22 protein-coding genes are annotated in these 25,333 nt (G+C 72.1%); 13 read left to right on the top strand and 9 right to left on the bottom strand.

Annotated features, from left to right (window positions below; all coding sequences use genetic code 11):
• Window positions 1-76 precede the first annotated feature (76 nt).
• Window positions 77-1,153 (top strand): NAD-dependent epimerase/dehydratase family protein, encoded by a 1,077-nt coding sequence (locus tag CLV67_RS17290; protein ID WP_106319494.1) that lies wholly within the window; start codon window positions 77-79, stop codon window positions 1,151-1,153.
• A 100-nt stretch (window positions 1,154-1,253) separates the two neighbouring features.
• Here the strand turns inward: CLV67_RS17290 and CLV67_RS17285 are convergent, their stop codons facing one another.
• Window positions 1,254-4,283, bottom strand: coding sequence for a putative bifunctional diguanylate cyclase/phosphodiesterase (locus CLV67_RS17285; RefSeq protein ID WP_106319492.1), 3,030 nt, complete (start codon window positions 4,281-4,283; stop codon window positions 1,254-1,256).
• A 74-nt stretch (window positions 4,284-4,357) separates the two neighbouring features.
• Between CLV67_RS17285 and CLV67_RS17280 the strand changes: the two genes are divergently transcribed.
• Window positions 4,358-4,999 carry a class I SAM-dependent methyltransferase gene (locus CLV67_RS17280; RefSeq protein WP_373873114.1) on the top strand — a complete coding sequence of 214 codons (642 nt, stop codon included), beginning with the start codon at window positions 4,358-4,360 and terminating at the stop codon, window positions 4,997-4,999.
• A 26-nt stretch (window positions 5,000-5,025) separates the two neighbouring features.
• Window positions 5,026-5,784: a hypothetical protein gene (locus tag CLV67_RS17275; protein WP_239165949.1), complete on the top strand. Its 759-nt coding sequence runs from the start codon at window positions 5,026-5,028 to the stop codon at window positions 5,782-5,784.
• An 11-nt stretch (window positions 5,785-5,795) separates the two neighbouring features.
• Here the strand turns inward: CLV67_RS17275 and CLV67_RS17270 are convergent, their stop codons facing one another.
• The 4 genes from CLV67_RS17270 to CLV67_RS17255 form a co-directional block, all read right to left on the bottom strand.
• Window positions 5,796-6,524, bottom strand: a complete 729-nt coding sequence (locus CLV67_RS17270) for an HAD family hydrolase (RefSeq protein ID WP_106319490.1) — start codon at window positions 6,522-6,524, stop codon at window positions 5,796-5,798.
• Window positions 6,521-7,276, bottom strand: coding sequence for an ROK family protein (locus CLV67_RS17265; RefSeq protein ID WP_106319488.1), 756 nt, complete (start codon window positions 7,274-7,276; stop codon window positions 6,521-6,523). Before CLV67_RS17265 ends, CLV67_RS17270 begins: the two co-directional genes overlap by 4 nt.
• A 94-nt stretch (window positions 7,277-7,370) precedes the next feature.
• Window positions 7,371-8,078 carry a dethiobiotin synthase gene (gene bioD / locus CLV67_RS17260; RefSeq protein WP_106319861.1) on the bottom strand — a complete coding sequence of 236 codons (708 nt, stop codon included), beginning with the start codon at window positions 8,076-8,078 and terminating at the stop codon, window positions 7,371-7,373.
• Between the two features lie 374 nt (window positions 8,079-8,452).
• Window positions 8,453-9,571 carry an 8-amino-7-oxononanoate synthase gene (locus tag CLV67_RS17255; protein ID WP_106319486.1) on the bottom strand — a complete coding sequence of 373 codons (1,119 nt, stop codon included), beginning with the start codon at window positions 9,569-9,571 and terminating at the stop codon, window positions 8,453-8,455.
• Window positions 9,572-9,656: 85 nt separating this feature from the next.
• Between CLV67_RS17255 and bioB the strand changes: the two genes are divergently transcribed.
• Window positions 9,657-10,652 (top strand): biotin synthase BioB, encoded by a 996-nt coding sequence (gene bioB / locus CLV67_RS17250; RefSeq protein WP_106319484.1) that lies wholly within the window; start codon window positions 9,657-9,659, stop codon window positions 10,650-10,652.
• Window positions 10,652-10,819: a biotin synthase auxiliary protein BsaP gene (gene bsaP, locus CLV67_RS54940; protein WP_444978859.1), complete on the top strand. Its 168-nt coding sequence runs from the start codon at window positions 10,652-10,654 to the stop codon at window positions 10,817-10,819. The genes bioB and bsaP overlap by 1 nt, the downstream gene beginning before the upstream one ends.
• A gap of 79 nt (window positions 10,820-10,898) precedes the next feature.
• On the opposite strand, the gene CLV67_RS17245 is transcribed toward bsaP, so the two are convergent.
• Together CLV67_RS17245 and CLV67_RS17240 are read right to left on the bottom strand one after the other, a co-directional pair.
• A complete protein-coding gene (locus tag CLV67_RS17245) occupies window positions 10,899-11,939 on the bottom strand; it encodes a GNAT family N-acetyltransferase (protein WP_106319482.1) in 1,041 nt (346 codons plus the stop codon).
• Between the two features lie 88 nt (window positions 11,940-12,027).
• On the bottom strand, window positions 12,028-12,738 hold the full coding sequence (locus CLV67_RS17240; RefSeq protein ID WP_106319480.1) for an ACT domain-containing protein: 711 nt from the start codon (window positions 12,736-12,738) through the stop codon (window positions 12,028-12,030).
• A gap of 444 nt (window positions 12,739-13,182) precedes the next feature.
• Between CLV67_RS17240 and CLV67_RS17235 the strand changes: the two genes are divergently transcribed.
• Window positions 13,183-13,890: a pyrimidine reductase family protein gene (locus CLV67_RS17235; RefSeq protein ID WP_106319478.1), complete on the top strand. Its 708-nt coding sequence runs from the start codon at window positions 13,183-13,185 to the stop codon at window positions 13,888-13,890.
• 294 nt (window positions 13,891-14,184) lie between these two features.
• Here CLV67_RS17235 and CLV67_RS17230 read toward each other — a convergent pair whose 3' ends face one another.
• Both CLV67_RS17230 and CLV67_RS17225 read right to left on the bottom strand, forming a co-directional pair.
• Window positions 14,185-15,144: a CU044_5270 family protein gene (locus CLV67_RS17230; RefSeq protein WP_106319476.1), complete on the bottom strand. Its 960-nt coding sequence runs from the start codon at window positions 15,142-15,144 to the stop codon at window positions 14,185-14,187.
• The gene (locus CLV67_RS17225) at window positions 15,141-15,695 is read right to left on the bottom strand and encodes an RNA polymerase sigma factor (RefSeq protein WP_307833841.1); all 555 of its coding nucleotides are present in this window, start codon (window positions 15,693-15,695) and stop codon (window positions 15,141-15,143) included. The genes CLV67_RS17230 and CLV67_RS17225 overlap by 4 nt, the downstream gene beginning before the upstream one ends.
• A gap of 223 nt (window positions 15,696-15,918) precedes the next feature.
• On the opposite strand from CLV67_RS17225, the gene CLV67_RS17220 reads away from it, so the two are divergent.
• From CLV67_RS17220 to CLV67_RS17190, 7 genes are all read left to right on the top strand, one after another.
• Window positions 15,919-17,664 carry an ATP-binding protein gene (locus tag CLV67_RS17220; protein ID WP_106319472.1) on the top strand — a complete coding sequence of 582 codons (1,746 nt, stop codon included), beginning with the start codon at window positions 15,919-15,921 and terminating at the stop codon, window positions 17,662-17,664.
• Window positions 17,665-17,733: 69 nt separating this feature from the next.
• Window positions 17,734-18,888: an exonuclease SbcCD subunit D gene (locus tag CLV67_RS17215; protein WP_106319470.1), complete on the top strand. Its 1,155-nt coding sequence runs from the start codon at window positions 17,734-17,736 to the stop codon at window positions 18,886-18,888.
• The gene (locus CLV67_RS17210; RefSeq protein ID WP_106319468.1) at window positions 18,885-21,374 is read left to right on the top strand and encodes an AAA family ATPase; all 2,490 of its coding nucleotides are present in this window, start codon (window positions 18,885-18,887) and stop codon (window positions 21,372-21,374) included. The genes CLV67_RS17215 and CLV67_RS17210 overlap by 4 nt, the downstream gene beginning before the upstream one ends.
• Window positions 21,371-22,342 carry a hypothetical protein gene (locus CLV67_RS17205; RefSeq protein WP_106319466.1) on the top strand — a complete coding sequence of 324 codons (972 nt, stop codon included), beginning with the start codon at window positions 21,371-21,373 and terminating at the stop codon, window positions 22,340-22,342. The genes CLV67_RS17210 and CLV67_RS17205 overlap by 4 nt, the downstream gene beginning before the upstream one ends.
• A 623-nt stretch (window positions 22,343-22,965) precedes the next feature.
• Entirely contained in the window at window positions 22,966-23,649 is a 684-nt protein-coding gene (locus CLV67_RS17200) for a sigma-70 family RNA polymerase sigma factor (protein WP_106319464.1), read from the top strand.
• Complete coding sequence (locus CLV67_RS17195) at window positions 23,646-24,419, top strand: anti-sigma factor family protein (protein WP_106319462.1); 774 nt, start codon at window positions 23,646-23,648, stop codon at window positions 24,417-24,419. The genes CLV67_RS17200 and CLV67_RS17195 overlap by 4 nt, the downstream gene beginning before the upstream one ends.
• A gap of 222 nt (window positions 24,420-24,641) precedes the next feature.
• On the top strand, window positions 24,642-25,316 hold the full coding sequence (locus CLV67_RS17190; RefSeq protein ID WP_239165947.1) for a hypothetical protein: 675 nt from the start codon (window positions 24,642-24,644) through the stop codon (window positions 25,314-25,316).
• Window positions 25,317-25,333: the final 17 nt, after the last annotated feature.

Genomic DNA, 25,333 nt, shown 5'->3' with positions numbered 1-25,333 from the left:
ACGTACTTCCGTTCGGTGGGACGGGTAGTGCGGGCCGCAACGGTTCAAGCGGGCGCCCGGGGGTACCGCATCACCCATGCGTGTAGTGATCGTGGGCGCCAGCGGCAACGCCGGCACGGCCCTGCTGCGGCGTCTCCACGAGGAGCCCGACCTCGAACTCTCCGGTGTCAGCCGTCGCCGGCCGCCGCCGACCGGTCCGTACGCGGATGTCGACTGGCACTCGATCGACATCGGGACCGACGAAGCGGGCGTACGGCTGACCGAGCTCTTCACCGGCGCGGACGCGGTGGTGAACCTCGCCTGGCAGATCCAGCCCAGCCACGACCAGCGCCGCCTGTACCGGACGAACGTGCTCGGCAGCCGGACCGTTTTCCGGGCCGCGATCGCGGCCGGCGTCCCGGCCCTCGTGCATGCCTCGTCGGTCGGCGTCTACGCGCCCGGCCCGAAACGGGCGTTCGTCCGCGAGACCTGGCTGCGCACCGGCGTCGCCGAGTCGTCGTACAGCCGCCACAAGGCGCTGGTGGAACGCATGCTCGACGAGATCGAGTCGGACCATCCGACGTTGCGGATCGTCCGGTTGCGGCCGGGGCTGATCTTCCAGCGGGACGCCGGCGCCGAGATCGCCCGCTACTTCGCCGGACCGCTGCTGCCCGCGAACCTGCTGCGCTTCGGGCGGATCCCGATCGTCCCGAGTCATCCGGGGCTGCGGATGCAGGCGGTGCACGCGGACGATGTCGCCGACGCCTTTCTGCGCGTGCTCCGCGCCGACGTGCGGGGTGCCTTCAATCTCGCGGCCGGGCCGGTGCTCGACGCCGACATCGTGGGGCGCGCGTTTCACGGCGTACGACTGCGGGTGCCTGGTTTGTTGTTGGAGGGAGCCGCCGCGCTGACCTGGCAGTTGCGGCTGCAGCCGGTGGATCGGGGGTGGGTGCGGCTGGCGCTGAAGGCGCCCTTGATGAGTTGCGACCGGGCGGCCGCCGCCCTCGGCTGGCGTCCGCGGACCGATGCGGTGAGCGCCCTGCGTGAGCTTGTCGCCGGGATCGCCGGCGAGGCCGGCACCGAAAGCCCGCCTCTGGCGGACGACCCCGGCCTGCCCGGACGGTTGGGTGGTCTGCTGCGCGGCCGGCTTCCCGGCACCGGAAACCCCTATTGACCTATTTTGTACGCACGTCGCGGTGCCCAACCGCAACCCACACGTCCCGCGACGCACCACCCGAGCACGCTGACCTGCCCCTCGAAACGCGCCAGACGGGTCAGACGGCGATCGACTGGGTGCTCCGCAGCCAGGCCAGCACCTCGGTCGGGCCGAGCGGACTCGAGAACAGGAAGCCCTGCCCGAGCGGGCACCCGAGGCGCACCAGAACCTCGCGGTGACCGGGATCCTCGATGCCCTCGGCGATGACGACCAGGCCCAGCGACTGTGCCAGGCTGACGATGCCGCTGACCAGTGCGAGCGGCTGCTGCCCGGTGACCATGTCGTCGATGAACGTCTTGTCGATCTTGATGACGTCGATCGGTCGCTGCCGCAGGTAGCCGAGCGACGAGTACCCGGTGCCGAAGTCGTCGATCGCGATCCGGATGCCCATCTCCCGCAGCACACTCAGGTCGGTCCACATACGCTCGTCGTCCTTGGCCAGCAGCGTCTCGGTGATCTCGAGCATCAGTGACTGCGGCGGCACCCCGGTGTGTGCGAGCGCGGTCCGCACCTGCTCGACGAAGCCGCTCTCCCGGAACTGCTTGACCGACACGTTGACGCTGACGTACGGCGTGTGACCGTCCGGCAGGATGCGGCGCCACTCGGCGACCGTGCGCAATGCCTCCTCCAGCACCCAGCGGCCCATCGGCAGGACCAGCCCGCTCTCCTCGGCGACCTCGATGAACTGGTCCGGCGTGATCACGCCGCGCTTCGGGTGGTGCCAGCGGACCAGCGCCTCGAACCCGACCGCCATGCCCGACGGCAGGTCCACGATCGGCTGGTAGTGCAGCAGGAAGTGGCCCTCGTTGACCGCGTGGTCGAGCGCCGACCGCAGCTCCAGCCGCTCCACCATCTCGTTGTGCAGGTGCGCCTGGTAGCGCCGCCACTGGTTCTTGCCGGCGCCCTTGGCCACGTACAGCGCCAGGTCGGCCTGCCGCAGCAGCTCGTCGGCGTCGTTGCCCTCGGGCGTCGTGGTGATGCCGATGCTGGCCATCGCGTACAGCGGCTTGGCGTCGGTCATCACCGGCTGGGCGAGGGCCGCGAAGATCCGGTTGGCGGTCTCCTCGACCGCGCCCGGGTCGTTGACATTCTCCACCAGGGCCGCGAACTCGTCGCCGCCGAGCCGGGCCGCCGTGTCGTCGGCCCGCAGCGCCCCGGCGATCCGGTGCGCCACCTCGATCAGCAGCTGGTCGCCGACCGCGTGCCCGAGAGTGTCGTTCACCATCTTGAAGTCGTCCAGGTCGATGAAGAGGACGCCGATCACCGAACCGTCCCGGGTGCTGCGGGACACCGCGTGCCGCAGGCGGTCGTTGAACAGCACCCGGTTCGCCAGGCCGGTCATCGCGTCGTGGAACGCCTGGTGGGTCAGCTCGTTCTGCAGGCGGCGCTGCTCGGTGACATCCCGCATGGTGATGACGAGCCCGGCCACGGTCGGTTCCGCCCGCAGGTCCCGGCAGTGCAATTCGAGCAGGACTTCGGTACGCCGGTTGCCGCGCGCCCGGAAGTCGAGCTGCTGCTCCAGCTGATGACCGCCGCGGACCGCGGCCAGGACGTCGCCGAGCCGGTCCCGTTCGCCGGGGTGGATCACCTCGGGTAGCAGGGCGCCGGTCGGGTCGCCGCCGAACACCCCGACCGCGGACGGGCTGGCGTACCGGATCCGGTCCTCGTCGTCGAGGATGGTGATCACGTCGGCGGTGTTCTGGATCAGCGTCCGGAAGTACGTCTCGCTGTTGCGCCGCGCCACCTCGTGCCCCAGCGCGATCCGTTCCAGGGCCAGCGCCACCTGCGCGGCCAGCACCTCCACCGACCGCTGCAGCTCCAGCAGCGCCCAGGTCGGCGCGCCCACGTGCAGAACGCCGACGAGCGGGTCGCCGCCCGGCCGGTCCTTGAGCACCATGGGGCAGCGCAGCGTCCTGGTGAACTGGGTCAGGCGTACCGCCACCGCCCAGTCCACGTCACGGGTGGTGACGAGCCGGGCCGCGGTGCCGGTGGCCCGGTCCACGGCGGCCTGCGCGGCCGCCTCCGGCGACTGCGGCTCGGACTGGGCGATCGCGATCGCCAGGACCACGCCGTGTGGCACGTCACCCGGGATGAGCTGGGCGACCGCGGTGCGTACGGCCAGGCCCACCGCCTCGCTGTCGGCCGCCGAGACCAGTGCCGCCGACGCCTCGCGCAACGCCCGCTCCCGGGACATCGCCTGCCGGTGACTCGCCATGATCCCGGCCATCCGGGCCAGGACCAGCGCCACCATCAGGGTGCTGAGCGCGGCGACCACGGTGAGACCGGCGAACTGGCCGTCGCGGAACATCTTCACCAGCAGCACGGTCGGCGCGACCATGGCCGCCACCCCGAGCAGCGCGAGCCGGGCGTGACTGGTCTCGGCCGGCGGTGTCTCGGCCGGACGGGTCAACTCGGCCATCGACGGGATCAGCGCGGCGAGCCCCGCCGCCGTGTAGAGGGCCAGATGCCCGAAACCGGACGCCCGGCCCACGTCGGCGGCGAGCAGCGCCACCACCCCGGCCCCGAGCATGTAACCGGGTGCCACCAGGCGGCCCGGCATGGTCGCGAGCCGGACCAGCAGACCCAGGCAGAGCAGGTCGGCGACCGGCATGGCGATCTCGGTCCAGCCGGTGGCGGCCGAGCCCTCCAGCCGCGGACCGACCACGAACGTCCAGATCAGCAGCGCCACCCCGGACGTGACGGTGAGCGCGTCCAGCAGACCGGCCCGGTCCCGCGACGAGCTGGTGCGGCGATCCACGAAACCGGCCAGGGCGACGGCCAGGGCGGCGTACGCGACGAGCAGCAGCGCGACCCCGGCCGACTCCAGCCAGGTCAGCCAGTTCGCGATGAACGCCGGTGCTGTGGCGAGAGCGCCGCCGACGGCTGACAGGAGCACCGCCCCGGCCAGCACCCACCACGGCTTGACGTCGTCAGGGCGGCTGCGGCGGATGCCGAAGGAGAGCGCCAGCGCCGCCGAGATGCCGGCGACCAGGCGCAACAGCCCCTGGAGGTCCGGCTGCAGCCCGAAGGCCACGGCGAGCACCACCATCCAGGCTCCGAAGATGGTGGCGGGCCACCGTGTCGGCATCGGTGCTCCTCCCGACGTAGACCCTTGTCGGACTGATCGGCCCGGTGACCGCGCACCTGAGCGGAAACGGCACAATCGCAGGCGTGCTTCTGGAGTTCCTCCGCGCCCACACCGCTCTGGCGCCGGTCCCGTTCGTGCCCGAGGTCTCGCTCTTCCAGGCCGGCGACCCGATCGCCCTGTGGGAGGCGACCGAGGAGTCCGGGACCCCGCAGCCGCCGCCGTTCTGGGCCTTCGCCTGGGCCGGTGGGCAGGCCCTGGCCCGCCACGTCCTCGACGATCCCGACCTGGTGGCCGACCGCAGCGTCCTCGACCTGGCGACCGGCTCCGGCCTGGTGGCGGTGGCCGCGGCGCGGGCCGGGGCGCAACCGGTCACGGCGAACGACATCGACCCGTTGTCGCTGGCGGCGGCGCGGGCCAACGCCGAGGCCAACGGCGTACGGGTGGAGACCGTCGAGGCCGACCTGCTGGACTCCGACGACCGGTACGGCGTGGTCCTGGCCGGGGACGTCTTCTACAGCCGGGAGATGGCCGGGCGTGTGCTGCCGTTCCTGCGGCGGGCCGCGGGCCGGGGCTCGCTGGTCCTGGTGGGTGACCCGGGCCGCGCCTACCTGCCGGAGGGGCTGATCCAGCGGGCGGTCTACGACGTCCCGGTGGTGGAGGAGCTGGAGAACATGCCGATCCGCCGCACCACGGTCTGGCAGGTCACCGCGGCCTGATTGACCGGCACCGATAGAGTTCCGGCGTGCGCGGAATACGGGCGTTCGTCGTGTGGCTGGTCGGCAGTCTGGTCATGGTCGGCGCGGTGATCGCGGTGGCGGTGAGTGTCCTGACCCGGGCGACCGAGTCCGCCGACGGCACGTCCTCGGCGCGGCGCGCGACCGAGTCCATGGCGGAGGAACTCGGCAAGGACCTCGGTTATCGGGAGCGCAGCCGCACAGCCGAGCACATCGCCGCCACCGAGATCCCGGCCGAGATGCCCGCCCCATCACTCGACGACTCGATCCGCCTGACGCCGGTGGCCTGGTCCGGGCGGGTCTCCTCGGACGAGGAGGCGACCGTGGACGTCCGGTTCGAGCTGCCCTCGCCCGACCCGGCGGTCACACCGGCGGCCTGCTATCGGTTCACCCTCAAGATGTACCGCTACACCACCCACAAGGTCGTCGACTGCCCGGAGGGCACCGCTCCGGCCGCGCCCTCACCGTCGCCTCCGCCGTCGCTGCCGCCCGATGCGCGTGATCGGCTCGCCGAGGTGCTGAAGACCGCTACACCGGAGACGCTGGCGGACGCGGTCCGGGCCGCGTTCCCGGCAGGGACCGGCATCGACACCGCCGTCGTCGAGGGCGTTCTGGTGGCGGCCGTGGGCATCGCCGCCGAGCGTGACTGCGTCGTGGTGATCCGGACACCGGACGGCAGGACGAAGGACGTCGGGTTCGACCGGATCTGGCTCGAACCGGGCGAGATGGGCTGCCGGACCGGGCTCTACACGAGCCCGCCCCGCTGAGAACGGGACGCTCAGGGCGTACCGGAGAGAAGGTCTTGAAGTTCGTGGCCGTCGGCGACCACCGCATCGGCCTCGGGTTGCGTGCCGCCGGAGTCCTTACGGCCGGACGGCATCAGGATGGCGGTGCCGATGTCGGCACGCCGGGCACACGCGATGTCGCGGCGTTTGCTGTCGCCCACGAACCAGCAGTCCGCCGGGGAGACGCCGAGCGCGTCGGTGGCGTTCCAGATCATCTGCGGGTTGGGTTTGCGGACCCCGGCCTCGTCGCTGTAGATCTGTGCCGCGAACAGGCGCCCGACGCCGGCCTTGGCCAGGAAGTCACGGTGCGCCGCGCCGCTGAGGGTGTTGCTGACCACCGCGAGCGGGATGCCCCGCCCGGCGCATGTGGTGAGGAACCCGGCGATGCCGGGCCGCAGCGCCCAGCCCTCCCGCCAGGCCCAGTCGTAACTGAGCCGGGTGACCGCGCCGCGCACTCTGGCCTGGGCGAGCGGTGGCCAGTCGTGGATCACGAAGCGTTCCCAGACCTCGGGCTGCGGCAGCTCGTCGGGCCAGTCCTCGTCGCGCCAGCGGGCGTAGGCGGCGCCGCCGTCGATCAGCGACTGCTGGATCCGGCCGGGGGAGAGCGCCCGGTCGGTGAGGTTGTAGAGGCGCAGGACCAGGTCGGGGCGCTCGGCACGGTACGGCGCGTCGGCGAGCACACCACCGAAGTCGAGCAGGACGGCGGCGGGTCGGCCGATCATGACCGGTGACCCAGCGTCCAGGCGCGGACCCCGCCGACGATGCCCGCCGTGTTCGGGACCACCACCACGTCGTCGCCCATCCGGGCCAGCTGCGTCGGGGTGATCAGCCGGGAGTTGCCGCCGCCCAGGTAGACCCGGTCCCAGAGGAAGACCGGCCGCAGCCCGTCGACCACGTTGCGGACCCGGCGCGACCAGAGGGCGTCGCCGAGCCGGCGGCGCTCGTGCTCACCGATGTACGTGTCGTAGGACGTGCCCCACCGGATCGGCGCCTGTGACATCTCCAGGTGCGGAGCCAGTTCGCCGCCGTCGAACAGCGCGCAGCCCAGCCCGGTCCCCAGAGTGAGGACCAGCTCGCAGCCGGTGCCGGCGACCACTCCGGCACCGTGCACCTCGGCGTCGTTGAGCACCAGCGTCGGCAGCCCGAACGCCTCGGCCAGAGCGGTCCGCGCGTCGAACCCGTGCCAGGCCTCGACCAACTCGGGATCGACCTTCGTACGCGGGCCGGACCGGGTCACGTAGTGCGGGGTCGCCACCACCACGCCGTGCCGGATCATCCCGGGCATGCCGACGGTCACCCGGTCCGCGGACGGCAGCTGCTCGCCGAGCGTGACGAGCGTCTTCACGAACAGGTCCGGCGGAAGCGGGTAGGGCGTCGGCACCCGGATCGGCTGGGCCCGCATCGTCCCGGCCTCGTCAAGGACCGAACCCTTGATCCCGCCACCGCCACAGTCGATCGTCAGGGTGAAAGCCACTCGGCCAGTCTGCACGCGGATCACCTCCCCGGACTGCAATTGTGTCGGGTGTCCCGTTACCCCGCCCGCGACGCCGATCCCCCATCGGGGACCGTCATCCCGCCTCCTCCGCCCAGACGCGCCAGTTGTCCAGCACACCGTGCAGCGCCGGTGTCAGCCAGCCCGGAGCCGATCGCCGGAAGACGCCCGGATCCATCGACCCGGCACCCGCCGGCAGTGCCCCGACCAGATGCGGGACCAGCTCGCCGAGGTTCGCCCAGTGGACCAGCTCGGGCTCGGCCGGCCAGGCGCCGAGGATCACCTTGGCCGTCACACCGCGCCGCTCCAGCGCCTCCAGGGTGAGCGCCGTGTGGTTGAGCGTGCCCAGTCCGGCACGGGCCACCACGATCGTGCCGGAGCCGAGCGTGGTCGCCAGGTCGGCGAAGGTCCACGACTCGCCGGACGGCCGCAGGCCCATCGGCACCAGCAGGCCGCCGGCGCCCTCGACCAGGACAAGGTCGTGCTTGCCGGCTTCGGCCCGGATCGCGTCGACCACGTCGAACAGGTCGAGCGCGGGCAGGCCGGCGACCTTGGCGGCGGCCAGCGGGGCCAGGGGCTCGGGGTACTCGGCGAGGGTGCGGACGGTCTCGGGACCGGCCAGACGGGTCACCACGTCGGCGTCGGTGGGCGCGCCGGTCGCGATGCCGGTCTGACCGGGTTTGATCACGGCGACGCGGAGGCCGGCGGCCTGGGCGGCGGCGGCCATGGCGGCTGTCGCGATGGTCTTGCCGACCTCGGTGTCGGTGCCGGTGACCAGGACGATCCCGTGCCATTCGTCACTCGGCGCGGGCTCGGCCCGGGCTTCCGCGGGCGGTTCGGCCTCCGACGCCGTCACCGGCGGGGCTTCCGTCACCGGCTCGGGCTCCTCTGCCTGCTCGGCTGCGGGCTCCTCCGTCTGCTCGGCTTCGGGCTCCTCCGTCTGCTCGGCTTCGGGTTCCGGGCGAGAGGGCGATGACGTGGGCGGCGGGTCAGAGGGTGGCAGCGTCTCGGCCGCCGGCGGTATGTGCCCTCCGCCGTGGGCCTGCAGCGGGTCGGGTCCGGTCACCGGCGCCGGGCGGGCCGGCAGGTCGGGCAACCCGTGTCCGCCGGAGCGGGGCAGCGGCGGAACCGCCGAAAGGTGTCGTGGGGGGTCGGGGGTCATGGTGCGCACTCCAGGATCACTTGCAAGGCCCGGGCGAAAGCCTCCTCGGGGACGCCCGCGTTCACGGTCAGTCGCAGGCGCGAGCTGCCGTCCGGTGTCGACGGTGGCCGGAAGCAGCCGACCGCGACCCCGCGGTCCCGGCAGTCGGCGGCCCAGGCCACGGCGGCCTCCGGCCCCGGTGCCGGCACCGAGAGCACCCCGGCCGCCGGGACGGGACGGTGCAGCGTGGCGGCCAGGTGTGCGCCCCGCCGGAACAGCACGGCCCGCCGGTCGTCGGCGGCCCGGGCCACCTCGACGGCGGCGAGGACCCCGGCGACCACGGCCGGTGGGGGAGCGGTGTCGTAGATGAAGCTGCGCCCCGTGTCGACCAGGTGCCGGACCAGCGCCGCGGGCCCGGCCACCACACCGCCGGCGCCACCGAGCGATTTGGACAGCGTCGCCGTGACGATCACGTCCGGCGCACCGGCCAGGCCGGCGGCCGCGACCCCGCCGGCGCCCGCGTCGCCGAGCAGGCCGAGCGCGTGTGCGTCGTCGACGATCAGCAGGGCGCCCCGGGACGACGTGACCCGATACAGCTCGGCGAGTGGGGCGAGGTCGCCGTCGACGGAGAACACCGACTCGGTGACGACGGCGGCCCGGCCGGGGTGCGCGTCGAGGACGGCGGCGACGGCGGCGGGGTCGTTGTGCGGCGCCACCCGGACCGGCAGGCCGGAGATCCTGCATCCGTCGATCAGGGAGGCGTGGTTGTACGCGTCGGACACCACCAGGTCGCAGACCGCGGAGAGGGCCCGGACGACGGCCAGGTTGGCGAGGTATCCCGAGGAGAAGACCAGGGCCGCGTCGAGACCGAGCCAGCCGGCCAGGGAGTCCTCGAGGGCGGCGTGCGCGTCGGTCGAGCCGCGGACCAGCCGGGAACCGGTGGCGCCGAGGCCGTACGTCTCCAGGGCCTGCCGTGCCGCGTCGATCACCCGGGGATGTCCGGAGAGGCCGAGGTAGTCGTTTCCGGCGAGGTCGACGACGGTGTCGCCGGCCGCCCGTGGCCGCAACTGACGGGTGAGCCCCGCCTTGGCCCGCTCGTGGGCCAGGCGGTCGAGCGCCTCCAACCAGTCCGCCAAGACACCCCCATTGATCACGAGACTGGCAAACTATCACCCAGCTCCGACAGTCCTACCGTGCTGGGAACTCTGTAGGGTACGGGCCATGCCAGAGATCCTCGACCGGGCGCGGGCCCGGGTGCTCGACGACGGTGCCGGTCTCGACGAGACGGACATCCTGGAGGTCCTCCGCCTCCCCGACGAGGATCTGCCGGAGCTGCTCCAGCTCGCCCACGACGTGCGGATGAAGTGGTGCGGCCCGGAGGTCGAGGTCGAGGGGATCGTCTCGCTGAAGACCGGTGGCTGTCCCGAGGACTGTCATTTCTGCTCGCAGTCGGGTCTTTTCGCATCCCCCGTCCGGGCGGTCTGGCTCGACATTCCCTCCCTCGTGGAGGCCGCGAGGCAGACCGCGGCCACCGGGGCGACCGAGTTCTGCATCGTCGCCGCCGTCCGCGGGCCGGACAAGCGCCTGATGGATCAGATGCGCGAGGGCGTCAAGGCGATCAGGGAGGCGGTCGACATCCAGGTCGCGGCCAGCCTCGGCATGCTCACCCAGGAGCAGGTCGACGAGCTGGTCGAGATGGGTGTGCACCGCTACAACCACAACCTCGAGACCTGCCGCTCCCACTTCCCCAACGTGGTGACCACCCATTCGTGGGAGGAGCGCTGGGGCACGCTGAAGATGGTGCGCGACTCCGGCATGGAGGTCTGCTGCGGCGGCATCCTCGGCATGGGCGAGACCCTCGAGCAACGCGCCGAGTTCGCCGCCCAGCTGGCCGAACTCGACCCGCACGAGGTCCCGCTGAACTTCCTCACACCGCGGCCCGGCACCCCGTTCTCGGACCGTCCGGTGGTGGAGGGTCGCGACGCGTTGCGTGCGATCGCGGCCTTCCGGCTGGCCATGCCGAGAACCATCCTGCGGTACGCCGGCGGGCGCGAGATCACGCTGGGTGACCTGGGTACCCGTGACGGCATGCTCGGTGGCATCAACGCGATGATCGTCGGCAACTACCTGACCACGCTGGGCCGTCCGGCAAGCGACGACCTCGAGCTGCTCAAGGACCTGAAGATGCCGGTCAAGTCCCTGTCGGCGACGTTCTGATGTACTGCGATCGCTGCGGAGAGCCGGGTTCCCACCAGGCGTGTTCGGCTGCCCGCGCGCTGGAACCACCGCGGTACTGCACGCACTGCCGCCGCCGGATGAAGGTGCAGGTCGTCCCCACCGGCTGGACGGCGACCTGTGTGGAGCACGGCGAGCTGCGGGGCTGACCACTCCGGCGAGCCGGGTGTGTCGCGCGGTGACCCCTGGGTGACGGCGGGTCCGAACCGGAGCCCGCCGCCACCCCTCTCACCCCGCGATGCGAGGAGCCTCGTCGCCGACCCGCGGGCCGGCCGTGCGCAGCGTGACGGTCACCATCGCACCGTCGCGTTCGATCGGGCCCGAGCCGACCCGGCGCAGGGTGCGCAGCATCGCCACGTTGCCGGCGCCGATGTGCGCCACCACCGCGGCCACACCCGATCGCGTGGCGTGCGCCCGCAGTCGCCGCAGCAGGGCAGTGCCCAGGCCGCGGCGCTGCCAGTCGTCTGCCACCAGGACCCGGACCTCGCCCAGGTCTCCCTCGGCCAGCAGGGTCGCCATCGCCACCACGGCGCCACCGGGTGCGACGGCGAGCAGCGTCACCCCACCGGCCGGCTCCAGCAGGCGGCGCAGCCGGCCCTCGGCGGGCACCCCGGCGGGATAGCGCTGGCGCAGCGCCGCCGGTGAGCACTCGTCGTGGAACTCGCCGACCGCGGCCAGGTCGTCCGGCCCGGCGGCGCGCAGCACCGTCTCGGTGCCGTCCGGCAGCAGCAGCGCTACCTGTTCGCGGTGCCGCCGGTGGACCCCGGTGGCGACCTCGACCAGTGCCTGCGCCCGGGCGAACTCGGCAGGGGTGAACGCCGGCAGGGCCCGCAGCACCTCGAGCGAACCGCCGGCCGGGTCGGTCAGGGTCATCCGCCCGCCGTGGAAACCGGGCAGCTCACCACTCTGCGGGCGCCAGCGCACCTCGGTCGCGTCGAGCAGTGTGACGAGCGCCTCACCCAGCGACTCGGGCTCGTGCACCAGACGTCCGGCCAGGGCGAGGGCCCGGGTCGGCTGGTCGGCCAGCCCCTGTGCCTCGGCCCGGGCCACGAACGCGTCGCGTCCGCGGCCCTTGGCCACCGCGGCCAGCAGATCGGCCTCGGTCAGATTGTCCGGAGCATCGACGAGGAAGTCGTCGACCGCGCCGTCCTCGGTGGTGTGCACCTGCACGGCCAGGATGTTGACCGACCGCAGTGCCAGGCTCGCGGTCAGCACCGAGAGGTAACCGGGACGGTCGTCGACCGTTGCCCTGACTCGCCACAACGCCATCGGGGGCACTCCCTTCATCCGTCTTCCAGAGTGCACCGCCGATGTTGCGCCGGTATTGCTTGAGCTGGGAAAACCGGGGTTAGTACGGTCACACCCGGTGGGCGGTGGCGGGCGTGCCCACGGAGTCCAGCCGGTCGCCGAGGATGACCGCGGCAGCCCGGACCAGCTGGGCGACCCGGTCCACCTCGGTGATGTGGAAGGCGGCGGCCGGCAGGTCGTCCTCGTCGGTGCGGGCGACCACGAGGACCAGCCCGGCACGGCCGAACGGGGCGACCGCGAATCGCGCGCCACCGGGCTCGGTCATCGGGCGGGCCCGCAGCGGGGTGACCTCGGGCAGGTGCAGCGGGGACGGGGCACGCCAGCTCGCGTAGACGACACCCGGCCCGGTGCCCGCGCCGGAGCCGTTGCGGGCGGCCCAGTCGGCCGGCACCACGGCGGCCGCGGCCCAGTCGGCGGCGAGCAGTCCGGGAACCGCGTCGACCAGCGTGGCCAGCCCGTCGGCGGGGTTCGCCGCGACCTGGGCGAGCAGTTCGGCGTCGTGGCCGCCGTTGACCGGGGCTCCTATCGCCTTCCACACGCCGTCGACCTGCACACCGGGGATGGCGGCCAGGCCGGCGAGAAGACGCTCGACCCGGGTGGCGCCGGGCCACACGACGGTGAAGTCGTCGACCGCGCGGCCGCCGAGGCGCTCCAGCACGACGACCTGGACGATGTCGGCACCGGCCACCCCGAGGGTGCGCGCGACCTGCCCCAGAGCGCCGGGGCGGTCCGGCAGGGTGACTCGAACCCGCAGCAACATGTGACTCCTCCTGTCGCGACGGCCGGCGCGCCGTCCCCGTTCAACACCCTGCCCACCTGGCGTTTCCGACCCGTTGCGCGGCCGTGTCCCGGCCGTCAAGCTGTCGCGGTATGCCCGGAATCACCACTGAGGGTAGAAGTCCGGGCCGGTCGCGGCGGTTCGCCGGTCGGGTGTCGGACACCGTCGTACTCCCGGAGAGTGGATCAGGCTCCCAGAATCCGGGATTCAGCACCCGGCTGTCTCACACCGCTGTCTCGACGCGCCTGAGACAGCGGTGAGAGACAGCCGGTCCGGGTTCGGCGCCCTGCCCGGGCGCTAAGGTCGAGGCATGATCTGTGAGTCCTGCCGGGAGCGGCGGCACGACGACTGCCGGGGCGCGTCCTGGTGCGACTGCCAGCACCGCAAGCCCGAGCCGACCCCGCCGGTCACGGGCCCGCCCGGTCCATGATCTTCACGCCGGACGAGCTGCTCGGCCACTACCCGCGGGCCGAGCACCCCACCCTGCGGGCCAACTTCATCGCCAGCGCCGACGGGGCGGTCTCGGTCGACGGGCTCTCCGCCGGGCTCCAGGGGCCCGGTGACAAGGAGATCTTCGACCATCTCCGGATGACCTGCGATGCCCTGGTGGTGGCGGCCGGCACGGTCCGCGCCGAACGCTACGACGCGCTGCGCCTGACCGGATCGGCTCGCACCTGGCGGATCGCGAACGGGCTCTCCCCGTACCCGCTCATGGTCGTCGTCTCCGGTTCTCTCGATCTCGACCCTGAGCAGCTGATCTTCTCGGACGCCCCGATCCGCCCGATCGTGCTGACCCATCGCGCGGCGCCCGCGGACGCGCCGATCCGCGAGGTGGCCGAGGTGATCGCGCTCGGTGAGGACGAGGTCGACCTGGCCGCCGGGGTGCGGCTGCTGCACGATCGGGGCGCGACGCGCGTGCTCTGCGAGGGCGGACCAGGCCTGCTCGGCGCGATGATCGCCGCCGACCTGATCGACGAGCTGTGCCTCACGGTCGCCCCGCTGCTGGTCGGCGGCTCGGCGGGCCGGATCGCACACGGCCCGCCGGCGCCTCCGCGCAGGATGTCGCTGCGGCACGCGCTGACCCACGAGGACATGCTCTTCCTGCGGTACGCCCGGAGCGAACCCGCCTGGTGAGGCAGCCCGCCGTTCGTGATCATGGCTGGCCCGGAGGCTGTGATGGCCGGTGGTGCGATCGTCGGTGCGCTTCCGTCGCTGTCGGGCTTCACGGTTCTGCCGGGTTTGACGGTGCTGTCGGGCTTTCCGGCGTGGCCGGGCGCACGTTGGCGCTTTCCGTGTGCGTGTGACCTCGTGGGCGGCGACGGCAGGAGCACACGCTGCGGATCCGTGGACGCGCACGGTCGTCCTGGCGACGACGGGAGCACTCGGTGCCGCTGTGTGCGCGCCGACCGCTGTGACACTGACGGCGGCCTATGGCAGCTGCTTCGTCCGGTCCACGATCGCCACCTCGAGCTGTACGCGGTAGCTGATCACCGCGCCTTCGGGTGCGGCCGGGTGATCCGCGGTCGCCACCTCCCGTTCGCCGAGGTATCGGTAGGTGCCCTCCTCGAAGATCAGCTCGCGGCGGCTGCCCCTCTCGAGCCGGGACACCGCGACGCCCTGCCGCCCCGCCGTGTCGACGGCCCCGGGGACCAGGGTCACCCCCGGAATGGTCGCGGCCGCCTCGAACATCGCGGCCGCCGCGTCCGGCGTCACGTAGTGCGACCGCATGATGTCGCCGATCGTGGTGAAAGCGCCCTGGTCGGCCGGATTGTCCCCGCGCGGCGTGCCGTACAGACGCTCGCGCATCGCGGCGGCATCGGTCGGCAGGTCCCGCGGATAACCGACGTCGCTGTCACAGTCGGTCACACGGTCGGTGGTGCAGGGCGGAAAGGCCTGCTCCCAGTCCGCGCCCGGCTCGTCCTTCCCGGGTTCGAGGGACTTCTGCCTGATGTGGGCGCCCCTGGTGCCGTCCACCGACGACCAGTCCCAGCGTTCCCGCTCCACCGGCGGTGTGAAGGTCTCCACCCCGTTCGCCGTGTCGAAGTGGAAGGTGGCGCCGCCCTGGATCGAGTGGATGTAGACGAACTGGTCCGGCCTGGCCGCCAGCGCCGGTGCACCCCGCGCCCCGGCGGCGGCCAGTCGCAGGACGGCGGCCGCCTCGGCCGACGGCGTCCCCGGAGCGGACGGGCGCAACAACAGCGAGGACACGGTGACCACCGCGGCCACCGCGGCGGCCACCGGGGCGAGGTGCCGGAACCGGAGACGGCCGCGACGCCGGTCCGGCCCGGCCGCCTCGCTCATGAGCCGGTCCCGGGCGGCGTCGAGTGCGCCCGGGACGGGCGGAGCCACGCCGGCGCGGAAGCCCGCCATCAGGTCGAGGTCGTTCATGCGTCCGCTCCGTTCGTGAGGTCGAGCTCGGGGAAGTCGGCGAGGGCGCGGCGGATCCGCTGCCGGGCGCTGTGCAGCCGGGAACGGACCGTGCCGACCGGGATGTCCAGCGCGCGGGCCACCTCCGGGTAGCTCAGCTGCGCCTGGCCGACGAGGGTGAGAACCTCCCGTTCGCGGACCGAGAGGCGTGCCAGGACGGCGGCCAGGGCGCGCACGTGCGCGGCCGCGGTGACCCGCTCGGAGACCAGGTCGGCGGGGCCGTCCAGGGCCGGGTCGACGCCGGTGCGGGCCAGTGCCCGGTACTGACGGGTCTCCGACCGCTGGTGACCGCGTAGCAGGTTGGCGGCGATGCCGTACAGCCAGGGCAGCGCGTCCGGCTGGGTCAGGTCGTACCGCCCGCGGGCCCGGAACGCGGCCAGGAAGACCTCGGCGGTCAGGTCGTCGGCGAGCGTGGGCCCGGCCCGCCGGGCCAGGTATCGGTGCACGGTCGAGGCATGCCGGTCGAAGATGGCGCCGAAGGCTTCCGGGTCGTCGGCCGAGCGCCTGATCACGGTGTGATCGTCGGCTATCGCAGCCGATCGTGTGATTTGTGGCATCTGCGCCCTGTCTGGGGAAGAGGTCTGTCACCCGGTCTTTGACCGATCGGCGGCAATCGGTTCGGTCTCAGGCGCGCCTTCCGTCAAAGGGCAAGATCTTGTGCATAACTCTGTGGATGGACACCAGAAGTTGTGGACAACCGAGGGCGCGGGCATTTTGTCGTACCTCTGAGGCACCATGATCCCCGTGTCTGACGAAACTTCCCCCGTCGGGCGGGTGCTCGGAACAGCGGATGCGACACCGCTGCAGTTCTGGACGGCCGTGACCCCGGGCAGCTACCTCCAGCTCGACGACGTCGTGGTGACCAGGCGCGATCTGCCGGACCGCGAACCGGTGACGATCGCCGGCGTGGTCACGCAGGTGCGGGCCCGGCACGAGGGCGCCCAGTTCGACTCGGACGTGTTCGCCATCGCCGACGGCACCCTGCCCGCGATGGTGCAGGAGGCGGCCGAGATCACCACCACCCGTGTCGACCCCGAGCTCTACGTGCCACCGACCCCCGGCGCCGTCGTGCACCGGGCGTCCGGCGACGCGCGTGACGCGGCGCTGCACTTCGACCGGATGGAGCGGCGGGTCCCGATGGGCACGGGGCGTGACGGGGTCCCGGTGTTCCTCAACGCCGACTTCCTCGACGGCACCCGCGGCGCGCACGTGTCGATCTCCGGCATCTCCGGCGTGGCGACCAAGACCAGTTTCGCGACGTTCCTGCTCTACTCGGTGTTCCGGTCCGGGCAACTGGGCGCGGACGGCACCAACGCCCGCGCGCTGATCTTCAACGTCAAGGGCGAGGACCTGCTCTTCCTCGACCATCCCAACACCAAACTCGACGACCGGACCAGGGAGGCGTACGCGCTGCTCGGCCTGCCCGCGGCCCCCTTCCCGGACGTGCGGGTCTACGCGCCGCCCCGGGCCGGCGACTCGTCCGGCGCGCCCGACGTGGCCAGCCGGCTCACCGGGGTCGATTCGTTCTACTGGACGCTCGCCGAGTTCTGCGAGCAGAAACTGCTGCCGTACGTGTTCGCCGACGCCGACGACGAGCGCCAGCAGTACACGATGGTGGTCCACTCGGTGACCGCCCACCTCAACCGCTACGCCGTCCCCGCCGAGGGCGGCATCAGCATCGACGGCAAACGCATCTCGTCGTACCAGGACCTCGTCGACCACGTCGTCGAGCAGCTCACCGACGACGAGACCCGGTCCACCTGGGCGGGCAGCGCCGTCAACATGGGCACGGTCAACGCGTTCGCCCGGCGGATGATCGCCAGCAAGCGCGACCTGTCCCGGCTGATCCGCGGTGACCTCGCGCAGCGCCGCCCGCACCGGATCAAGACCGCCGACAGCGCCCAGGTGACCGTGGTCGACCTGCACAATCTGCCGGACCGTGCCCAGCGGTTCGTGGTCGGTGTGACCCTGAAGACGGAGTTCGAGGAGAAGGAGAAGTCCGGCACCGGCCGCCCGCTGCTCTTCGTGGTCCTCGACGAGCTCAACAAGTACGCCCCGCGCGAGGGCTCCTCGCCGATCAAGGAGGTGCTGCTCGACATCGCCGAGCGGGGCCGGTCGCTCGGCGTGATCCTGATCGGCGCGCAGCAGACCGCCAGCGAGGTGGAGCGGCGGATCGTCACCAACTCGGCGATCCGGGTGGTCGGCCGGCTCGACCCGGCCGAGGCGTCGAGGCCGGAGTACGGCTTCCTGCCGCCGGCCATGCGTCAGCGGGCCCTGCTGGCCCGGCCGGGCACGATGTTCGTGAATCAGCCGGACATCCCGGTCCCGCTCTGCGTCGAGTTCCCGTTCCCGGCCTGGGCCACCCGCAAGTCGGAGTCCGGGCCTCCGCCGGCCGAGACGCTGCGCTCGATCGTGCAGGGTGCCGACCCGTTCGCGGTGATAGGCGGGCGACCAGGTGCCGACGACGACATCCCGTTCTAGCTCTGGGCCACGCCGCAGCCCACTCATCCCTTCCCAACCCAGAGCTAGCGATCGGACTAGGGTTCAGCGATGCGCATCCTGCACACCTCCGACTGGCACGTCGGCAAGGTTCTCAAGGGCAAGAACCGCACCGAGGAGCACATCAGGGTTCTCGCCCAGGTGGTGGACATCGCCCGCGCCGAGCGCCCCGATCTGGTGATCGTGGCCGGTGACCTCTACGACACCGCGGCGCCCACGGCCGAGGCGACCAGGCTCGTGACCCGGGCGCTGTCGGCGCTGCGCAAGACCGGCGCACGGGTGGTGGCGATCGGCGGCAACCACGACAACGGCGCCGCCCTCGACGCGTTGCGCCCGTGGGCCGACGCGGCCGGGATCGAGCTGCGTGGGTCGTACCCCAAAGGTGATCTGAACGATCTTCTGATCGAGGGGACCACCGAGGGCGGTGAGCGGTGGCGGCTCGTCGCTCTGCCGTTCCTCTCCCAGCGGTACGCGATCCGCGCTGCCGAGATGTACGAGCTGACCGCCGCCGAGGCCAACCAGACGTACGCCGACCTGATGGCCCGCCTGATCGCCAAGATCAGTGCGCCGTTCGACGAGCCGGGCGTGGTCAACCTGCTGACAGCCCACCTGACGATCGTCGGCGCGACCACCGGCGGCGGCGAGCGCGAGGCGCACACCATCATGGGTTACGCCGTGCCGGCCACCGTCTTCCCGCCGAACGCGCACTACGTCGCCCTGGGCCACCTCCACCGCACCCAGTCGGTGATCTCCCCGTGCCCCACGCGCTACTCCGGCAGCCCGCTCGCCGTCGACTTCGGCGAGGAGGAGAACGTCTGCTCGGTCGCGATCGTCGACGTGTCCGCGGAGAAGGCCGCGCACGTCCGCGACGTGCCGGTGACCTCGGCGCTCACCCTGCGGACCGTGCGCGGCACGCTGGAGCAGCTGGCCACGGTGAACCTTCCGGACGCCTGGTTGCGTGTCCTGGTGCGGGAAGCTCCCCGGCCCGGCCTCCGCGAGGACGTGCAGGAGCTTCTGCCGAACGCCCTGGAGGTGCGCATCGACCCGGACATGCTGCCGAAGAGCAGCGGAGCGCGCAGCGCCGAGCGAGCCGGCCGTTCGCCGCGTGAGCTCTTCGGCGACTACCTGGACAGCCGCGGCAACGCCGAGGAGGGCGTCCGTGAGCTCTTCGACCAGCTGTACGACGAGGTGAGCAGCAACAAATGAGGCCACTGAGGCTCGACATGGCCGGGTTCACGGTCTTCCGTGACCAGACGACCGTGGATTTCACCGACGCCGACTACTTCGCCCTGGTCGGCCCGACCGGCTCCGGCAAGTCGACGGTCCTGGACGCGATCTGCTTCGCCCTCTACGGCACGGTGCCCCGCTGGGGCGGCACACGGGGCATCGGCAACGCCCTCGCGCCGTCGGCCGCCGAGGCCCGGGTGCGCCTGGTCTTCGAGTCGGCGGGCGACCGGTTCGTGGCGACCCGGGTGGTCCGCCGCGACGGCCGGGGCAACGTGAAGACCGCGGGAGCCGGGCTGCAGCTGATGCCGCCCGGCTTCGACGTCACCAAACTCGACACCGGCATGGACCTGGAGGACCTGGGCGAGGTCCTGGCCGGCACCCCGGCCGAGATGGACGCGGCCGTGCTGGACGCGGTCGGTCTTCCCTACGAGCAGTTCACCAGCTGCGTGGTGCTGCCGCAGGGACAGTTCGCCGACTTCCTGCACGCCAAGCCGGCCACTCGGCAGCAGATCCTGGTCAACCTGCTGGGCCTGCACGTCTACGAGGAGGTGCAGGTCAAGGCCGCCGAGCGGGGCAAGAACGCGGAGGCCAAGCTGTCCGTGGTCGAGCAGCAGCTCGGCGCTCTGGACGACGCCACCGACGAGGCCGTCGAGCAGGCTGCCGCCCACTTGGAGCGGATGCGGGAGCTGACCACCGCGGTGGAGGCTGCGGTGCCGGGGCTGCGGTCCGCCCGGCAGGCCGAGGTGGCCGCCTCGGAGGCACGTGACGCGGTGGACGCGGAGCTCGCGGCACTCGGCTCCGTGCGTACCCCCGAGGGGTTGTCCGAGGCGTCCGGCGCCGTCTCGGCGGCGCGTGAGGCGGCCGACCGGGCCGCCGACGAGGTCCATGCGGCCGAGGAGGCCGAGGAGAAGGTCCGCGGCGAGCTGGCCGCGGCCGGCGACCCCGGCCGGTTACGGGTGGAGCTGGACCGGCATACCGAGCTGGCCCGGCTGATCGAGCAGGAGGAGTGGTTCGCCGGGAAGGTGTCGGTCGCCGACGTCGAGCACCGGGACGCGCTGGCCGCCGCCGAGCTGGCTCACGCGCAGCATCTCGGGGCCCAGCAACTGCTGGAACAGGCCCGGCAGGACTACCGGGACGCCCAGCAGCGGGATCGGGCGGCGGCGCTGCGCGGTCACCTCAGCGCCGGCGACGCCTGCCCGGTCTGCGAGCAGACCGTCGCGGTGGTGCCCGAGGTGCCCCGCGAGTCTGCGGTCCGGCTCGCCGAGCAGGCCGGCAACGTGGCCAAACAGGAGGCCGAATCGGCGCAGGCCCGCTGGCGCGAGCGCGACGCGATCGCCCGCAACGCGGCCTTCGACCTGGAACGCAAGCGCGGCCAGCACGAACACCACCTGACCCGCCTCGCCGAGGTGCGCAAGGCCGTCGAGGCGCTGCCGGGGGTGGAGGCGCTGCAGCAGCGGCTGGCCGAGTTCAGCGTCCTGCAGCGGCGGCTGGAGGACGCCGGTGCGGCGGTGCGCGCGGCGCGGGAGGCGCAGCGCAAGGCGCACGCGGTGGTCAAGGCCGCCGAGGAGCGGCAGCGCGCGGCCTGGCGCACGTTCGACGCGGTCCGCGACGGCCTGGCCCGGTTCGGTCCGCCGCCCGCCGATCGGGACGACCTCGCCGGCGCCTGGCGCACCCTGGTCGGCTGGGCTTCCGGCGAGCACGCCGCGCGGCAGACGGCCCGCGCCGAGGCGGATGCCGCGGTGGCCGCCGCGCACCAGCAGACGGTCCGGGCCCGCGCCGACATCGTGGACCTGTTCACCGCCGCCGGAGTGGCGGGCCCCTCGTCCCCGGACGAGGCCGGGCTGATCCGGGCCGCCGCGGTGACCGCCGAGCGGGCCGAGGCGGCCTGGCGGCGGCTCGCTGAGCGGCGCGAGGAGGCCCGGGCCGCGCTCGAGCAGCGGGACGCGTTGCTGCGCGCGAGCCGGGTGGCGAAGTCGCTGGCCGGGCACCTGCGGGCGAACAACTTCGAGCGCTGGCTGCTGGAGGAGGCACTCGACCTGCTGGTCGACGGGGCGTCCCGGATCCTGCGGGAGCTGACCGGCGGGCAGTACGAGCTGATGCACGAGAAGGGCGAGTTCTTCGTCGTCGACCACCACGACGCCGGGCTGCGGCGCGGGGTGCGGACCCTGTCCGGCGGCGAGACGTTCCAGGCCTCCCTCGCCCTGGCGCTGGCACTGTCCGAGCAGCTGGCCGGGATGAGCACCACCGCGGCCAGCCTGGAGTCGATCGTCCTCGACGAGGGCTTCGGCACCCTGGATGCGGCCACCCTCGACGTCGTGGCGGCCACGCTGGAGAACCTGGCGGCCCGCGGCGATCGGATGGTGGGCCTGGTCACCCACGTGCACGCGCTCGCCGAGCGGGTGCCGGTCCGGTTCGAGGTGCGCAAGGACGCGCGTACCGCCCATGTCGAGAGGGTCGGTCTGTGACACGGATGTACGTCGACGCCTGGGACCCGTCCTACGGTTCGTCCTTCGAGGGCGGTGACGGCGGGGACGGGCCGGGCTCGTCCAGCAGCGCCCAGGTGGACGTCGACGTGGAGGTGCCGGCCGCCGAGTGGGCGCCGATCGACGTGTCCCGGACGGCGGCCGTGCCGGACGTGGTGTTCCTGGTCGACGGGGTGCGGCGCAACGACGCCGGGCTGTGGACGGCCGAGGAGGACGGCACGACGTACGCGGGCCTGGCCGCCTCGTACGCCGCCGGGGTGGTCCGGTGCGACCTGGCCCGGGGAGCGGCCGAGCTGGTCGGCGCGCGGGTGGCCCGTGGTCTGTTCACGGCGAGCCCGACGGCGACCGACGTGCAGGCCGGTTCGGTGCGTTACGAGGTGCACCGGATCAGCGGCGCCGGTGAGGCGAGCAAGCTGCCGGCGGCGGTGCAGGGCCCGCTGACCGCGCTGGAGATCGAGATCTCGGCGGCGGCCCGGGACGGCGGGACGGACGGCGCCGACCTGCTGGTCGTGGACGGGCCGTTGCGCAACCGGCGGCAGCTTCCGCGCACGATCGGCTACGTCAAGACGCAGCAGAAGCACTATCTTCCGGCCGCTCAGGAGGCGATCGTGCCGCGGTTGCGGCCGGGGCAGCGGACGCCGGTGTTCCACCTGGGTTCGGTGTGGGGCGGCTGGTCGTGGTACCTCCGTCTGCCCGGCGCGTCGGGCGCTCCGTGGTCGGGCATCGTCCGGGTCGAGTGCTCGCCGGAGCTGACCGCGGATCAGGCGATCGAACTGGCCGAGGTGTCGGTGGCGACGCTGCCCCGGTTCGCGTCCTCGGCGTACAAGGACCCGCGCGCGCCACAGAATCTGGTGCCGATCGCGGGGCTGGAACGCCGCCTGCGGGGGATGCTGGGCGACGCCCGGGTCCTGCACCGGGCGTTGTCGTTGGCGACCAGCCACACACGCTGACCACCGCCTGTTCTGTGCTCGTGCACAGACCGTTCCCGCCAGGTGGGCCGGGGAGGTCCCAGACGAGATCGCCCCATCCCGCTGGATGAGAACTCGATCCGTATCCCGGAACGCCCTCACACGTTCGGGGAAACGTTCGCGCCAACCTGCGCCGACGTGTCGCGGCGACGAAGGGTGAGCGGGGCCGCGCGGGCCCGCGAACTGCGGTATCTGAAATGGGAGCGCTCCCCGACGGGTGTCGCCCGAAAGGGGCCGACCGGCAATAGGGCATCCCCCGATCGGCTCACGGGAGCGCCCATTCACCGCACATTACGCACGCATGACAACGCAGCGGAATCGTAGGTTCACGCTGCGAGATCACGCTCTCCCGCAGGGGGCGAGAATTATTCTCGGGGACATGTCCAGGGCCGAATGTCGCTGAGTATCATTCCGGCTTACCAGGCATCCCAATCGGCGTTGATCAATACGGAGGGTGACCGCCGACGCGGGTGCCCTCTCCACCACGAACGCAGCGGAGGACCGTTGAGACCGAGTGTCCCGGAAATTCTCGCCCCGGCTTTGATCCCGGCCGGGCCTCCCGGCCGTATATCGGGCGACGGGGAAAGGTCCGGGCGGAGGTATCGATGCATGCGGTGGCCGAGGATCGGCTCGCGCCGGAGAGGGTGCGTGTGATGGCACGGCAACACTCCGGTGGTAGGTGGCAGGCTCTCGACGGTGGCAACAACAACCGGGACGAGGGCACAGTGATCCCGCGGCAGTCTCCGCGGCACGAGGCCGCTCCGAACAGCACTCCGGGTCACGAGGACACGCTCGTGCGGCTGCTGTACGAGGAGCACGCCGGTCCTCTGCTGATGTTCGTCCTGCGGCTGACCGGTGGAGACCGGCAGCGCGCCGAGGACATCGTGCAGGAGACGCTGCTGAGGGCCTGGCGCAACGCGCACCGGCTCGGTGCGCAGGGGCAGCAGTCCCTGCGTCCGTGGCTGGTCACGGTCGCCCGGCGGATCGCCATCGACGAGCATCGCAGCGCCAACGCCCGCCCCGCCGAGACGTATGATCGGGAGCTGGAGAGTTTCCCGACCACGTCCGACGAGACCGACAAGGTCCTGCAGTCGATGACGGTGTCGGACGCGCTCCGGCAGCTCAGCCATTCGCATCGGGAGATTCTCATCGAGACGTACTTCCGCGGGCGCACCGTGCCGGAGGCGGCCGAAGCGCTGAACCTGCCGCTCGGCACAGCCAAGTCGCGGGTCTACTACGCGCTGCGTGCCCTCCGCACCGCGCTGCAGCAGCGGGGGGTGACCGAATGACCCAGGACCAGCAGCACTACGACGTGGCGTCATACGCCCTCGGCATCCTGGACGACCGCGACGCGGCCCGTTTCGAGGACCACCTGATCGACTGCGCGCAGTGCGCTTACGAGCTGGAGTCCTTCGTCGAGGTGGCGGATGTGCTCGCGACCGTCGACGGCGAGGCCTTCGAGGCCGCCGAACGCGCCGAGCGTGATGGTGCGGTGCTCAACAAGATGCTCCGCGAGGTCGGCGTCGAGCGGCAGCGCGCCAACAGCCGCCGTCTCTACTCGCTGGCCGCCGCGGTGGTGGTCTTCGCGATGCTGTCCATCGGCGCGCTCTTCGCCGGCGGGCAGTGGCTCGGCGACGACGGCTCACCCGCACCGGGCAACACGGCGGAGGCCGGCAACAAGCTGGACCCGCTGCCGGCCGACGGCGTGGACATCGGTGGCACGCCGCTGCCCGGCGACAACCTGGTCGGCAAGGACCCGCGCAGCGGTGTCAGCGCCGCTGTGGGCCTGCTGAAGAAGGACTGGGGCACCCAGGTCTCCTTCGCGGTCGCCGGCGTGAGCGGGCCGAAGGAGTGCGCCCTGTTCGTGGTCCGCCGGGACGGCACCTCCGTGAAGGTGGCCGACTGGACGGTGGGCGAGAAGGGCTGGGGCACGGCGGCGAACCGTGAGCCGCTGCTACTGCAGGGGGTCACCGCGGTTCCGCGTGAGGACATCGCCCACGTGCAGGTGCAGGAGATCACCGAGAGCGGCGCGGGCGAGACCCTGGTTCGCGTTCCGTAACCGTACGAACACCGAAATGGCCCGGTCGCTCAGGCGACCGGGCCATTTTCGCGTAGGTGATCCCCGGTTTTACGTACCGGACGGCCGGAAGGTTCAACCGAAAAAACATTGATTTGATCCACCCGAATGTTCAACCGACTTGAACCTCCCTCCGTACTACTGCCCGGAAATGGCATGACCCTGAATCAGTTGGAGGGGCCAGTGGCACCGGAGAAGCGAAAGTTGAAGGTCGTCGGCGCGGGTCTGGCGGCGGTGATCGCCATGGCCGGTTGCGCCCCGACCGGATACAACGCCGCCGACTACGGCAACGCGGCTGAGCCGGCGTCCAACGATGTCGCGGCCACGCCGGGCGCCGAAGCGGGCGACCCCAGTGCCGAGGCGACCGCACCGGCCGAGCCGGGCGGTGGCGAGGCGAACACCGCGGAGATCAGCGACGAGCTGGCCACCACGGAGCTCAACGCCCGCAAGGTCGCCCGGATGGGCACGACCGTCCAGGACGAGAACGGCTTCGTCCTCTACCGGTTCGACAAGGACGGCGACAGCCCGTCCAAGTCGAACTGCAACGACGAATGCGCCAAGATCTGGCCGGCGGCGCTGACCAACGACGGCGAGCCGACCCTGGACGGCGTCGACGAGTCCCTGGTCGGGACCGTCACCCGGGCGGACGGCACCAAGCAGCTCACCCTGAAGGGCTGGCCGCTCTACCGCTACATCGGCGACAAGAAGGCCGGTCAGTGGAAGGGCCAGAACGTCAGTGGCACCTGGTTCGTGATTCAGCCGAACGGGACCAAGAACCTGACCTGTCTCCCGGCCGTGTCGAAGCCGGTCGCGCCCCCGGCCGACGCCGAGGGCGAAGCCGGCGGTGACGCGGACGCCGGCGGCGACATCAGCTACTGATCAGGCTCAGCACCGGA

Source organism: Actinoplanes italicus, assembly GCF_003001815.1.
In the GTDB taxonomy this organism is placed as follows: Bacteria; Actinomycetota; Actinomycetes; order Mycobacteriales; family Micromonosporaceae; genus Actinoplanes; species Actinoplanes italicus.
This window is presented reverse-complemented; position numbering and strand designations above follow the sequence as displayed.

Coding starts and splice junctions, on each gene's coding strand:
- CLV67_RS17240 (WP_106319480.1), bottom strand. CDS start 12,738: ATGTTGCTGCGGGTTCGAGTCACCCTGCCGGACCGCCCCGGCGCTCTG.
- CLV67_RS17220 (WP_106319472.1), top strand. CDS start 15,919: ATGATCCCCGTGTCTGACGAAACTTCCCCCGTCGGGCGGGTGCTCGGA.
- CLV67_RS17235 (WP_106319478.1), top strand. CDS start 13,183: ATGATCTTCACGCCGGACGAGCTGCTCGGCCACTACCCGCGGGCCGAG.
- CLV67_RS17230 (WP_106319476.1), bottom strand. CDS start 15,144: ATGAACGACCTCGACCTGATGGCGGGCTTCCGCGCCGGCGTGGCTCCG.
- CLV67_RS17210 (WP_106319468.1), top strand. CDS start 18,885: ATGAGGCCACTGAGGCTCGACATGGCCGGGTTCACGGTCTTCCGTGAC.
- CLV67_RS17270 (WP_106319490.1), bottom strand. CDS start 6,524: ATGATCGGCCGACCCGCCGCCGTCCTGCTCGACTTCGGTGGTGTGCTC.
- bioB (WP_106319484.1), top strand. CDS start 9,657: ATGCCAGAGATCCTCGACCGGGCGCGGGCCCGGGTGCTCGACGACGGT.
- CLV67_RS17290 (WP_106319494.1), top strand. CDS start 77: ATGCGTGTAGTGATCGTGGGCGCCAGCGGCAACGCCGGCACGGCCCTG.
- CLV67_RS17200 (WP_106319464.1), top strand. CDS start 22,966: ATGCATGCGGTGGCCGAGGATCGGCTCGCGCCGGAGAGGGTGCGTGTG.
- bsaP (WP_444978859.1), top strand. CDS start 10,652: ATGTACTGCGATCGCTGCGGAGAGCCGGGTTCCCACCAGGCGTGTTCG.
- CLV67_RS17245 (WP_106319482.1), bottom strand. CDS start 11,939: ATGGCGTTGTGGCGAGTCAGGGCAACGGTCGACGACCGTCCCGGTTAC.
- CLV67_RS17215 (WP_106319470.1), top strand. CDS start 17,734: ATGCGCATCCTGCACACCTCCGACTGGCACGTCGGCAAGGTTCTCAAG.
- CLV67_RS17285 (WP_106319492.1), bottom strand. CDS start 4,283: ATGCCGACACGGTGGCCCGCCACCATCTTCGGAGCCTGGATGGTGGTG.
- CLV67_RS17195 (WP_106319462.1), top strand. CDS start 23,646: ATGACCCAGGACCAGCAGCACTACGACGTGGCGTCATACGCCCTCGGC.